Annotated in this window: 9 protein-coding genes; 1 reads left to right on the plus strand and 8 read right to left on the minus strand. The window is 45.3% G+C overall.

Features of this window, described 5'->3' with window-relative positions; all coding sequences use genetic code 11:
- Positions 1-69 precede the first annotated feature (69 nt).
- From ACX6CI_RS20245 to ACX6CI_RS20270, 6 genes are all read right to left on the minus strand, one after another.
- Positions 70-3,324 (minus strand): efflux RND transporter permease subunit, encoded by a 3,255-nt coding sequence (locus ACX6CI_RS20245; RefSeq protein WP_458775472.1) that lies wholly within the window; start codon positions 3,322-3,324, stop codon positions 70-72.
- Entirely contained in the window at positions 3,321-4,460 is a 1,140-nt protein-coding gene (locus tag ACX6CI_RS20250) for an efflux RND transporter periplasmic adaptor subunit (protein WP_458775473.1), read from the minus strand. Before ACX6CI_RS20250 ends, ACX6CI_RS20245 begins: the two co-directional genes overlap by 4 nt.
- 17 nt (positions 4,461-4,477) lie before the next feature.
- Positions 4,478-4,657, minus strand: a complete 180-nt coding sequence (locus tag ACX6CI_RS20255; protein ID WP_458775474.1) for a hypothetical protein — start codon at positions 4,655-4,657, stop codon at positions 4,478-4,480.
- On the minus strand, positions 4,654-4,917 hold the full coding sequence (locus ACX6CI_RS20260) for a hypothetical protein (protein ID WP_458775475.1): 264 nt from the start codon (positions 4,915-4,917) through the stop codon (positions 4,654-4,656). Before ACX6CI_RS20260 ends, ACX6CI_RS20255 begins: the two co-directional genes overlap by 4 nt.
- A gap of 280 nt (positions 4,918-5,197) precedes the next feature.
- Positions 5,198-7,852 (minus strand): LuxR C-terminal-related transcriptional regulator, encoded by a 2,655-nt coding sequence (locus tag ACX6CI_RS20265; protein ID WP_458775476.1) that lies wholly within the window; start codon positions 7,850-7,852, stop codon positions 5,198-5,200.
- A gap of 426 nt (positions 7,853-8,278) precedes the next feature.
- Positions 8,279-9,118 (minus strand): class I SAM-dependent methyltransferase, encoded by an 840-nt coding sequence (locus ACX6CI_RS20270; RefSeq protein WP_458775477.1) that lies wholly within the window; start codon positions 9,116-9,118, stop codon positions 8,279-8,281.
- 482 nt (positions 9,119-9,600) lie between these two features.
- Between ACX6CI_RS20270 and ACX6CI_RS20275 the strand changes: the two genes are divergently transcribed.
- Positions 9,601-9,975, plus strand: a complete 375-nt coding sequence (locus tag ACX6CI_RS20275) for a hypothetical protein (RefSeq protein WP_458775478.1) — start codon at positions 9,601-9,603, stop codon at positions 9,973-9,975.
- A 121-nt stretch (positions 9,976-10,096) separates the two neighbouring features.
- Here ACX6CI_RS20275 and ACX6CI_RS20280 read toward each other — a convergent pair whose 3' ends face one another.
- Together ACX6CI_RS20280 and ACX6CI_RS20285 are read right to left on the minus strand one after the other, a co-directional pair.
- Positions 10,097-12,250, minus strand: a complete 2,154-nt coding sequence (locus tag ACX6CI_RS20280) for an ATP-binding protein (RefSeq protein WP_458775479.1) — start codon at positions 12,248-12,250, stop codon at positions 10,097-10,099.
- 2 nt (positions 12,251-12,252) lie between these two features.
- The gene (locus ACX6CI_RS20285) at positions 12,253-12,963 is read right to left on the minus strand and encodes a response regulator (RefSeq protein WP_458778496.1); all 711 of its coding nucleotides are present in this window, start codon (positions 12,961-12,963) and stop codon (positions 12,253-12,255) included.
- Positions 12,964-13,014: the final 51 nt, after the last annotated feature.

Raw genomic sequence — 13,014 nt, forward strand, 5'->3', positions numbered from 1 at the left:
CCCCCTTGTGAGGGAGTCCCCGCAACAGCATGATCGAGCAAAGACAGAAATTGTCATGAGGTATCTCACTCAATGCTCCTGCGGGGAGACAACTGTGTATCGACCTAAAAAGGCATATAAAGATGGCACGACCACCAAGGTTAGAAACGTCGCCATCATAAGTCCGAATATGACAACCACCGCCATAGATTGCCACCACTGGCTGGATTCACTCACCCAGGAGATGGTAAGATTATGAAAGTCAAAGGAAACACCGGTCACCATAGGCAACAAACCGAGAATCGTTGTGACAGCCGTTAACATAACCGGTCGAAGCCTTGTAACGCCTGCACTCACAACAGCCGCTGAAATGTCCATACCCTGTTCTCTCAGTGTGTTTATGTAATCCACGAGTACGATACCATTATTCACGACAACTCCGGCAAGGGAGATTACACCGACACTGGTCATTATTATACCGAAGGGCTGTTTAAATATTGCCAGGCCAAGAAAAGCGCCTCCGAGTGACAAAATAACAGATGTCATAATGATAAAAGGGACACTCAGTGAGTTAAATTGACTAACCAGGAGGAAGAAAATGAGAAAGAGGGCTACAACAAATGCCTTCATGAGAAAACTTTCCGATTCCTTCTGCATTTCCAGCTCACCGGTAAATTGTATCCTATAGCCGGATGGAAAAGGAAATTCTGCAAGCAGTTCTTCTGCCTGGGCTCGGGCCACGGGGCCAGGTATCCTGGTCTCATCGACGTTGGCTTTAACCGTTACAACCCGGCGATTATCAACCCTGACAATATCACCTATAGTACCGGTATACTCAATAGTCGCCAAGGTTGACAGGGGGACCATATATCCTGTGGGGAGAGGAATCATTAATTCCCTTAGCACATTGGTGATCCGCCTGTCTTTCTCCGGAAGTTGTACTGTGATGTCGTAATCCTTATTAGACTCACGGTAGGTTGAGACATCCAAGCCATTGTAAGCGGTTTTCAGGGCAAAGCCGATCATGTCAGTCGTCAGCCCAAAGAGTGCAGCCTTCTGCCTGTCAATCTTCACCTGTAATGTTGGACTACCTTCACTGTAATTATCGCGTACATCAGTCACATGAGGGATCTTGGCGATGACTTCCCTGATCTGTTTTGACAGCTTGCCAAGGATGACAAAATCATCCCCGGATATTTCTATATTGATTGGTGAGCCTGTCGCAGGCCCTTCCTCATCTGCCGCAATAGTAATCTTGGCACCGGCAATGTTTTGCAGTCGTTTTCTGATCTCCTCAATGGTTTCTGTGACGGGCTGTTTCTGGTCAGCGAGATCAAGAAATCTGATCCCTATATTGTTTGGTGCATTCGAGTTGAACATGGAAGCACCGCCCGTCTTATTCACTGCCTTGGTATAGATATTTCTTATATTGCCAAGATCACTGGGCCCAGTAAAGGTGCTGCCATCCGCTTTTTGGTGTATCTTTGGACTATAGGCGTTGTCATAGGTAGAGAGTAACTCATCAGACCCGCTTGATTCACCTGGTTTAACGCCGACAATGGCTAGTTCTATCTGTTTAATCAACCCATCAACATAGTGTAGATCAGCTCCTTCAGGTGGCTCCACATTGACATACACTGAGCTAGGCTCAATTGAAGGAAAAAACTCGATGGGCTTTTCCAGGCCAATTAAGAGCATCCAGCCCTGAAACAACAATATCAAAAACGCAAAAGCCGATAGAACAATGACGATCGGTCGCCTGATTGCAAATTCGAGTACCTTTGTATACCCAAGGGGAACAAGTCCTTTTGGCGTAACCGGGCTCTCACTTGGTGTACCTCTTTTCGTTGTATTGAGCTCCTGCCGCCGGTTGTTTTTGGTTTTCATGAATTTTGAGGCAAGGGCAGGATTTATCACCAGAGCTACAAAAAGACTTGATGTCAGCGTCACAATCAGAGTGAGGGGAAGATACCGCATGTATTCTCCCATTATACCAGGCCAAAACAGCATGGGTGAAAATGCTGCAAGGGTAGTCAGGGTTGAGCCGATTATTGGATATGCCACCTCGGATGTGGCTTTTTTAGCTGCTATATATCGTGGTATGCCCTGTTCCATATATCGATAGATATTTTCAACAATTACAATTGCATTATCCACCAGCATTCCAAGCGCCAGAGTGAGCCCAAAGAGCACAACCACATTCAGGGTAATCCCCATGAGATAAAGAACAGTAAAAGACAGCAGCATGGAAAAGGGGATTGACATGCTCACAAGAATTGCGTTTCTCAACCCCATGGCAAAAAATATTACAAGCACCACAAGAACAAGACCGCTCAGGATATTGTTCTCCAGATCCGCAACCATATCCCGGGTGTCCGATGCCTTGTCCATCACCTTGACGATACCGGTGTTCTGTGGCCATGCGCTTTCAGCCTCGGTAATCAAGGTATCAACCGCATCGCTTACACCTATAATATTCTCTCCTGATCGTTTCTTTACGGCAATACTGATAGCATCCCTGCCATCGAGCCTGGCGCGGCTGGTTTCCTCCTTAAAACCGTCTACCACGGTTGCCACGTCTCTTAAGTAGACGGGCTGCTCGTTATGGGTACCAAGGACAAGCCCGTAAATTTCGGACGGATCCTGGAACTCGCCTGGTATCTGCAGTTGAAACCGACCATCTCCCATGCGGATGGCACCGCCTGAAATATTCCGGTTTTCCCGTGCGATCTTGTCCTGAAAATCGGTGATTGAAAGACCAAAATAGCTGAGTTTATCCGGCATCACCTCTATGCGGATTTCGCGTTCAAGGCCACCGGTAACAACAGCCTCAAGGACACCAGGCACACCCTCAATATCATCTTTTAAATCATCGGCAATATCTTTTAAGCGGGATAGGCCGCAGGTTCCATACAATGAATAGACAGCAATGGGCAGTTCAGAAAGGTTCACCTCAAAGACCGTGGGATCATCTTCGAGATCAGCCGGCATTTCTCCCCCCGCCTCATCCACCTTGTTTTTCACATCCTGCAGAGCCTGTTCGATGTCTGTGCCGGTGACAAACTCAATTTGTATCGATGAATTCCCTTCTGAACTTACAGACTGAATCTTTTTTACCCCCTCTATTCCCTTGAGCTTTTTTTCAATCTCAATGGTAATCCCTGTTTCGATATCAGCTGGTGAAACTCCACGGTGGCTTGTTGAAATAAAAACATAGGGTATCGTAATGTCAGGGTCATTTTCTCTCGGGATAACGATATAACTATAAGCCCCGCAGGCAATAATAATACAGGCCAATACTATCACGGTAACCGATTTCTTTACTGCAGTATCAGAAACTATCACAGTAATACCTCCATTGGGTCCTGTAATATCTTCACAACATTAAGTTTATGTCCCTGGTCGATACTCCGGTGGCCTTCAACCACAACTCTGCAACCGGGCGAGAGGCCCTTTCTGACCTGCACCTGCCAGTCTTCCATGATGCCCAGTTCCACAGGTGCTTGCCTCGCAACACCGTTTTCTTCCAGATAGACAAACTGTTTGTTATTCCTTTTGATAACACTAAACAGCGGTACTGAGATAGTGTCATGTATGACTCTTTTGACGATATGCGCCCTGAAAAACATTCCGGGTAGAATGAGGTTGTCACCATTGTCTATGGTAAGCTCCAATCGATAGAGCCGTGCTGAGGTTTCCGGTGAACTTGCCAGAAAGTGAAGTCGCCCGGTCACTTCTTTATCATCAAGTGCCTGTATTTTCAGCTGAACTACTTGGATATCGCGAATAAGAGAAACATCGGACTCCGGAATACCTATTACAGCTTTGACCCTGTTGATCTGAAGGATTTCAGCTATGGGATCAAATGCATTGAGAAACGCCCCTTCCCTGGCATCCAGCCGTTGCACTATTCCTGAAATGGGTGCTTTGATTTCACACCGGGAAAGGAGCAGGATAGCCTTATCAAGACGTGCCTTGCTGGTCTTAAGCCGGGCCTCAACCTCTTCCATTTCAGCCACTGAGATTACTTTTTCTGCATTTAGCCGCGCTGTTCTCTTCTGATGAGCAGCTGCCAGATCATAGTCAGCCCTGGCACTGTTGAGGGCTATTTTGTAATCCGACGGATCAAGGAGGGCGATGGGTTGGCCTTTCGTCACTTTATCCCCCTCCGATACCTTCACCTCAATTACTGTGCCTTCAACTTTTGAAAGCACCGACAATTTCTGCCAAGGCTCAATGGTGCCTGGTAAATTAATCAGGTCTTCCATTGTCACATGCGTAAGATCCATAACAACCACATTGGCAGGGGGACGTTCTGCAGCTGTTGCTGCCAATTTTTCCACTGCCATCTGCGCCTTTTCTTCTTTGATCGTTCCGGCTAATCCCCAGATTGCCCCGAACAGGACTACAGGTATCAGTATCGGAAAGTAACTTGACATCCTTTTCAGTGACCTGGAATTCAGTTTTGCTCTATTTTTCATCTTTGCCGCGTCCTGTATTATTTTTTACCCGATAAAAAAACCAGCGCCAGCCAATTGCGTTTAAGCATTTGTATGAACGATGGATACTCTTTGTACCTGTGAGAAATAGAGTCACGAAGCAATTGTTTTCGACGTAATTCTTCAACCACCTCTTTTTGTTCTAGCTTGTATAGAAGATTAAAGATTAGATCACTCATTGCCTCACCTCGTCATCGCAGAAATTTGTATTATTTAGTCCCATGCGCTTAAGAGAAATAAGCGGTAAGCCCAAGTCACGGATACGAATAAGCAATCCGTGTAAACCTTGCTGGTCAATCTCATTACTGATAAAGAGTGTTCGCCCATGCCCAGCAGAAACCTCAGCCCCTTCAAACCAGTCAGACCACTGCAGGCCAAGTTCTCCGACTACTTCTATCTGATATCTTGCAGGCCAATGGAAATTCTTGGTATCTTTCATCGCCATCCTCCTCTTGCTGATAACGGTCCCAGGGGGCTCAAGGGCAAATTACGATTTTCAGAAAACTGACCCCATATGACAGGCATCAATGTAGATCATTCGGGACGAAGGGAAATCGTTCAAAAGGATGATTGTAGAGGATGATTTAATAGATGAAGAGGGGAGAGTATTATTTTTTGATTTTATAACACAACACTCTTCTATTGATAAAGGTGGGAAAAATAATGATATAAACCTGTAAACAGTAAAGGCTTGGGTGTTGAACACCTCAATGTGCGTTCTATAAAAGAGCCTTTTTTTGGGCCTCGGCAAGAGCCTGTGTGCGACTGTTGACACCAAGCTTGCTGTAGATATTTCTAAGGTGGGTTTTCACTGTACTCATGGATATAAAAAGTTCCTCGGTGATTTTTTTGTTCGACAGCCCGGCGACTATGCACCTGAGGACTTCGATTTCACGTTCAGTTAACTGTTCAACCATGTTGCTGTCCACGGTAACGTGCTTACTGAGTTGGGATTCAATTAATAGCTTCTTCACAAACTGGCGCGGAATATCTTTATCTGGCAGGAGTTTCTCAAGTAAATTGAATACAGGTAGTCCTTCATCTACAAATACACGGATATAGCCACCTGGTTCTGCCAGAAAAATCGCCTTACGTGTCATTTGCAGTGCGTGTTGCAAATCACCTTGCTTATGCAGTGCTTGTGCTTTTATCAATAAGGTTTCGATCAGGAGGAGGATCCAATCATTCTGTTCCTGATCATCCAGAAGTCGATCCAGTAGAGAGTGTGCCTCGTCTAATTCGTTATTTACAATAAGGTATCGCGCTAGAATTATAAGAGCAGGTGCTTGGAAAGCTGATAGAGGCTTGTCCTGGGCAGTTATTTTTTTTCCGTCAAGCCAGTTGGCGACCTTGCTGTGCTCACCCTTACGCAACCAGATTCGAGCTTTCCATGAGTTGGTAAGATGATAGACCATCTGGTTCAGGTCAAATGATATCTTTAAATTTTCAATTTTCTCGATAAATTCTTCGGCACCCGAGATGTCATTTTGAGCGGTGAGGATTCGCATCATGCCGTAATAGCACCATCCTTTATGTGCTACATCCTCACATTTTTCAGATATTATGAGATCCTCACGCATTGAATGATAGGCCTCATCTATTTTATTCTGCTCATAGTACAGATCCCCCTGCATCATATTCACCGCACCGCCAGCGACGCTGTTCTCAATCCCGTTTTCTTTGACAAGATGGAAGAGTTCCTCACAAATAGCCAGTGCTTTGACCAGTTGACCAGCATATTTTAGACGGGAAATTAACCAGAAACTGGCCTTGAGATATAGATGGACAATCCCACCCTCCTGGCTCACCTTCCTCGCCTCTATAAATGAACGAATGGCGAAAGAGCCATCACCTTTAATTGTCTGGGCTATGCCAAGGGTGAAGTAAGCATTTGCTCTCCACATTTTGGCCTCATCCGGTAGAAACCTAAGAGCCTTTTCCGCAAGTTCAATGATCAGAGGAGCATCACCCCGACCGGTGGCCATGAGCGCTCGCATTGCTGCGACCTTACCCTGTAGTTCCCTTGTGGAAAATGTTTCATCCCCTGCGTCGATCAACTGCTCAACTCTCTTCAGCCTTTTTTCCGCCTTGATAAGATTGGCGTTCTCCGTGAGCACCCATGCAGAGAAAAAGCAGAGGTTTGGTCGCTCGTGGATGTACTCCTCAGGGAGTTCCTCAAACCATTGATCCAGTCTGCTTTTGCGTTCAAACTCCCACGCAGTATCAAAGAGGCTGCCGATAAGAACTGAGGCTCTGTCATAATCCCTGGCAGCAAAGGCATGGTCTATGGCATTGTCAATGAGGTTGTTTTGCTCGTACCATTTGCTCGCTCTGCTATGTAGTTGGGGGACAGATTCTGAATAGGTCTGCTGAAGTCGTTGATTGAGCAAGTCAGCAAACAGATGGTGATAGCGATACCAGGTTCTCGTATTATCGAGTGGGATTGTGAAGAGGTTGTCATTGTCTAAATCGATGAGAATCTGCCGGCTGTCATTTCTCAGAGTGACATAATCGCACAGCTCGCTCGACATTTGATCAAGAATGGCGGTTTGCACAAGAAAACCTTGAATATGGTCTGGTTGACGGTGAAGTACCTCTTCTGCCAAATAGTCGACGATATGCCTGTTGGTTCCAGCAAAAGCCCTGATAAACGAAGGAATATCTCCACAATTCTGCAAAGACAGTGCTGCCAACTGCAGTCCCGCAACCCAGCCCTCTGTACGGTTTTCAAGAACAGAGATCTCCTGATCAGCTAACTCCAAATCAGCAATATGGGACAAGAAAAGGGAAATTTCCAGGCGATTAAAAGAGAGATCGGAAATACGTACTTCATTCACTTCATTGCTTACACGCCATTTTGCCAGAGGAAATGGCGGGTCAACCCTGGTGGCCATAATGAGCTGAAATTGAGGAGGAGAATGCTCAATTAAAAAACGTGTGATTGCATGCGTGGTCTCGTTGTCGATGAGATGATAGTCATCCAGCACAAGCAGCAGAGTATCTGAAATCTCGGCAATTTCATTTATTAGACTGGTGCAGATAAGATCAACAGGCAGTGGGTCAGAGTATAAAGACCCCATAGCCTCTCTGCCAATATCCGGAACAACTGAGCGCAGGGCAGCAATAAGATATTGTACAAAAACAATGGGATCAGCTACAGTTTTATCGAGTGATATCCAGGATGTGCGATTTTTGTGCTGGGATACCCACTGGGTGAGAAGCGTCGTTTTGCCAAAACCAGCTGGTGCGGATAACAGTGTAAGTTTTGACTGAAAGCCGCTCTCCAGTCGTTTAACAAGGGGCGCCCGTTCAACCAGGTTCGAGCCTGGTTGAGGAACATACAGTTTAGTTGCCAGGAGGGGATTCTGTTTCATTGTTTACGATAAAAGCTGATTGAAACATAACTATTTCGTAACGTTGTATGTAACTGACTCTGTCTGTGTATACCATAATTGAACAGAACGTGCAGTTCCCATTTCTTTTAAAGAGGTTCGGATAGGCAATATTCGAGTTATTGAAATACTCGTAGAGCTCGGTGATCACGTTGGAGTTGTATGGCATATTCAAAATCTATTACATTGCAACTTCAACAGCTCTCCACTTATAGACATAAAAGGACTAACTCTTTTTGCCCTTTTCCTGAAGTGGAGTGACTTTGGGGCTGATATGATTCAAAAAGATACAGTAAAATATCTATATGTTGATCCATTTATATGGATGAAGTTGGCAAAGGAGATACATGGTATAAGAGTTAATGGCCACGACACGCCCATCTGAAGGTGTGTCGTGCCATTCGTTGCCTACTTTTTAGTAGCAATACAAAAGGTCACTGACTTGGAGCAGCACATCTCAGAATCAGGAATTACACTATCAAAGCATTCAACAGTGCCAAAACCCGCAGAGGTAACGATTTCATGTATATCAATATGAGAAAACGTATGTATCCAGAACCGATAAACCTCTGTTTCCCCATCCTCATCAGTAATAATATGCTGATTTAAAGTCACATTTTGTTTTTCATAGTAAAATGACTCGGTGAGTGCCAGGTAAGGACGGTTCCTCCAGAAACCTTTTTCGACAAGCTCCCAATCCTTTGATGTTGTTGCCATTACGTCAGACTTATCATTGAGCACGTCAAAAACAAAGGTTCCTCCAGGCTTTAACGCACGATAAACCTTTCTAAGGAGAATTTCCCTTTGGTTGGGAGTCAGAACACCGAAATCTGTGAATATCAACAAGATAAGATCATATTTGTTTTCCTCTTCAAGCTCCAAATAGTCTTGTTGCACATAATTTATATCCAGATTTTTGCTAACGGCAGATTCTTTGGCATAATTAATGGAATTGGAAGAAAAATCCATTCCTGTCACCAGATGTCCATATTCTGCTAGTTTTTCCGTATACAGTCCAGGACCACATCCCAGGTCTAAAATATTCATCCTATCCCCAGGAACATTACCTAAGATCCACTCGACTGTAGAGAAGATGGTGGTTTCATTTCTGCTCGCCAGTTCTATATTCTGACTCAGATGAACTTCAAGAAGCTGTGTAGAGATATACTCATCGATCCACATCAATGCGGTGCCTGGAGTATAAACGTGGGGTTTTTGCGCTGTTTCTATAATTTTTTTTATGTTCATGATAACCTATGCTTTCCTCATGATTACAGAAAAACGACGTAACAAAACATCATATTTCTCTGTATTGATGCGGATATGAAGATAAATTGCTTGAAAGTCAGCCAGACAGGTGATGTCCTCCTTGAGGACACACCTCACCTGTATGAGGTGTACGGTGTCTCGGCTTCCTTTTGTCGGATTTAAAAGGGTGATATGTGGTTATGCGGTTTTCATGATGGCGGCAGTTATAATGGAGATTACAAAGTTCGTCAAGTTTTAGAGTATCTCCTCATGTGTGAAAGGCCAGCCAGGCATTCTCTCAACCATACGCTTGTGGCTAATTCACCATACTTAGCGATGAATGTGTCAGGCAATCTACAAGATAATAACTTATGTGCTGCTCATGAGGAGTTAATTTTATGATCTCAATTTAAATCTGCTCGGGTAGTATGATATACTACCTTATACCTTTAAAAAAATTGAATACACACGGGGGAGAAAATATGAAAATTTCAGTCCAATTACATATTATTACGATGTTGTTGAGTTGTAGTCTTCTCTTCTTTTTTTCCACCCTAAGTCATGCCGAAGATGGTTATTGTTCCGGTGTTGTAGTTTTATCATCAGCCGCAGAAGTCGAAGGGACTAAAAATGTACCAGTCAATTCAGTAAAGCTGCAAAACTCTCGGTCAGATTGCGGCAACTGGCCACAAGGAGCTGTTACATGGTTTACACTCAACCAAGGCAACTCCAATGGAATGCTCGCAACTGCAATTTCAGCACAATTAATTGAATATACGGTCACAATAGTAACAGAATCAGGCAACTCCTATTCAGAAGGAGATGTACTTACTTCAATAAGCTTAGACACCCCTTAACACCCGTATCTCCCAAGGGAAGACGGGCGTTAAAGGGTCAGATTTTGGGGATCTGCACCGTTATATTGTTACTGGGTTGTATCATGGTATGTGTGGGGTTTCTTTAAACTGCATCTCACTATTACTCGCTCTGGTTGAGCAGGGTGATGATGAATCTGGTACCCCGTGGGTCTGTACTGGACAGAGCTTCTATTGTCCCCCCATATTGCCTGGTTATTTCTCGTGCTATATAGAGGCCAAGGCCGAGGTGGGGCTGGTTGTCGTTTTGGTTCCTGCTTGAGACCATGGAGTTAAAAATTTCGGGACGGAGTTCCTCTGGGATTGTTGGCCCCTCATTAGTTACGGACAGTTCTATTTGTGAGTCTGTCTGCTGTTTGAGGTTAAGGAGAATTGGAGTGTCTTTTGTGTGAAAGGTCACCGCATTTTCAACTAGCTTATCAAGCATCTGGTGTAACCTGCCTGGATCTCCTGTGAATGGGATTGTTTTACCTGGCCCTTCATAACTAAATGTGACATCCGGAAAGGCTGGTTGCCAGCTGTGTTCCAACCACATCTCTATAGCTCTATTGAGATCAAAGTCCTCCTTTTCATCATGGGTGAGTGCCTGTTGTAGATTGGTTGCATCCCTGATTGTACTCAGTAATGCCTCCAGCCGCGCCACATCTTCCACTGCCCAGTCGAGATATTCCTGTATATGTGGCTCCGGATTGTCGAGTTCCTTGCTCAGGTTTTTCAAAGAGGCGGATATTCCTGCAAGGGGCGTACGGATTTCATGTTCTAAATTATCCGCCATTTTCTCTCTGAACTCTGTTTGTATTTTAATCTGACCAAGCATGGAGGTGAGGGTCCGGGAGAGATCACCTATCTCATCGCTTGCAGCACTCTTTGGTATAGTTGAATGGAGCTGACCACTGCTGTCAATGGCCTCAGCCGCCTGTTTCCCAAGACGGCGAATTCTGGATGAGAGGCGGAAGGCAAAGAGGATGATACTGAACCCAGCCACAAAAAAGAGCAGGATTGTAAGCGTTATAAACTCCTCAATGATCTTATTTTGCAGGGCAAGGATGGAATTGGTCGTCTGTTCCACTACTACGGCGCCGACAACTACATCATCCTTATAAAGCGGGGCAATTGCGGCCATTACCTCAACGCCCTGCTCAAGGTCTTTTTCGATACGATAGTGTGTCACTGTGGGGGAGCCATTAAGAGCCTCATCTACTCCAGCAAGGTCCAGTGTCGCCAGCTGTTTGATAGTGGGCTCCACATCTGTTGCAAAGGGTGTCATGAAGAATTGATACACAGGAGAGAAAATCCTAAAACTGAGACTGCTGATCCTGCTGAGTAGTTCTGCATCTTTTGTTTCCACCTCTTCTGGTTGGCTGAGTGTTCCATGGCTTGCCCTCAGGCGTCTGTTTCTATCGACTATCTGGATTCTGGAATGGGGGCGGTTCAGGGATTTTATGATATTCTCAATTGTCCTGGACGGTGTAACCAGAGAGCCCAGGTCGTGTTGACTTTCCTTTGTGGTGGTGCTGATAATGTATTTTGTGCTGCGATGTTGAGGATCGTCAATATCGCCAATACTAAAGGCCAGCTTGGGGCCCACCAGCTCCATGGGTATTCTGAGTTCAAGCACGTAGCCGTCCGTTGTTTCCTCCCACATGCCCTGGATTCTTAGCTCTGGAGATACCTGGCCTGGTGTCTCTGCCAGGACGGTAAAGCCATTTACCCAGCCAGGTTTCGACGCAGTTAAGAGATAGTGATGTTCTTTTCCCTCCAGATCTTCAATGCCTATGTGTAGATAATCCGATTTGTCGAGGCTCAGGGAGTTGGGGCTTCGGTAGACGATGTTGTCATCTTTTACCAGAAAGAGGGTGTAGAGGTATTTGCCCCGGACTCCAGCTACATGTTTGAAACTGAGGGAGTTCGAATTGTAGTCTTCGCTGGCGTAGACAATATGGTCTGCACCAAAGGTTTGCGCTTCTCCTATCTGGGATGTCCAGTCATCAATTTTACCATTGAGACGTATATGGTTTGATAGCGGATGGAGGTAGAGATCGCTCTTTATAGTCTGGCTGTGAAACAGCTCCTTCTCAAAGAGGGTGGGGCGACCGGAAAGGGCAGATGATACTGCTTTTGCTGAAAAGAGCAGACTGTCTTCACGGCTTATCAGTTGTTCCTGTTTAATGAATTGGCTTACACGAATCCCGGCGAAGGGAATGGTAAGAAGCAGGAGAGAAATAAGTGCGAGTTTGACGCGGAGGGTAAGGCGCATGGTTACTCCACCATCCAGCGATAGCCCATACCGTATTCTGTGCGGATTCCGTTAAAATCGGGATCATTGGTTTGAAACTTTTCGCGAATCCTTCTGATGTGGGCACTGATGGCGTTACCTGTTACAACGATACTTGCGGCCTCCATGAGCTGATCATGGCTTTTGAGATGGCCCGGATGTTTGCATAGACTGTACAACAACCAAAACTCGGTGAGTGTTAAGTCTATGGCTTGCTCCCTCCAGAAAACACGTTTCTGATCAGGGTAGATCTGTAACATTCCAATAGTATGTGAAATGTCAGGGTTGTCACCCTTTGTTTTTCCTGTCTGCCCCAAGGTTTCTACTATTGTAAAGAGTGCAGAGATTCTCACCGGCAAAAAGTCCAGAGTTGTTGTCCCTTTTGTCATATAATCCCATGCACCAAGGCGCAGGCCGCTTACTCTATCGATATCAGAGTCTCTTGCGGTGAGAAAGATAATAGGAATGATGGGGGAGAGCTGTCTAAGCTCTGTACAGAGGTGAAAGCCGCCTTCGTGTTCATCACCTAACATGATGTCGAGTATTGCAAGATCGGGAAGATTTGTTTGAAACGCAAGGCTCGCGTCAGGCCTGCAGGAGTAAGCCTGCACCAGATAGCCTTCACGCTCAAGGGCTTTTTGGTAATTGGCCCTCAACAGGGCATCATCTTCAACTAGGGCAATGGTATATGGCATGTTTTCAGGTTTTTTTGGGTTATTGAGATTTTCTTTGAAAGATACCAACCC

The sequence above is a fragment of the Desulforhopalus glucosivorans genome (genome assembly GCF_054397165.1).

What these genes read in the sequence shown, in the direction of transcription:
- ACX6CI_RS20250 (WP_458775473.1), bottom strand. Translation starts at nt 4,460, where the DNA reads ATGAAAAATAGAGCAAAACTGAATTCCAGGTCACTGAAAAGGATGTCA.
- ACX6CI_RS20255 (WP_458775474.1), bottom strand. Translation starts at nt 4,657, where the DNA reads ATGAGTGATCTAATCTTTAATCTTCTATACAAGCTAGAACAAAAAGAG.
- ACX6CI_RS20260 (WP_458775475.1), bottom strand. Translation starts at nt 4,917, where the DNA reads ATGAAAGATACCAAGAATTTCCATTGGCCTGCAAGATATCAGATAGAA.
- ACX6CI_RS20265 (WP_458775476.1), bottom strand. Translation starts at nt 7,852, where the DNA reads ATGAAACAGAATCCCCTCCTGGCAACTAAACTGTATGTTCCTCAACCA.
- ACX6CI_RS20270 (WP_458775477.1), bottom strand. Translation starts at nt 9,118, where the DNA reads ATGAACATAAAAAAAATTATAGAAACAGCGCAAAAACCCCACGTTTAT.
- ACX6CI_RS20275 (WP_458775478.1), top strand. Translation starts at nt 9,601, where the DNA reads ATGAAAATTTCAGTCCAATTACATATTATTACGATGTTGTTGAGTTGT.
- ACX6CI_RS20280 (WP_458775479.1), bottom strand. Translation starts at nt 12,250, where the DNA reads ATGCGCCTTACCCTCCGCGTCAAACTCGCACTTATTTCTCTCCTGCTT.
- ACX6CI_RS20285 (WP_458778496.1), bottom strand. Translation starts at nt 12,963, where the DNA reads ATGCCATATACCATTGCCCTAGTTGAAGATGATGCCCTGTTGAGGGCC.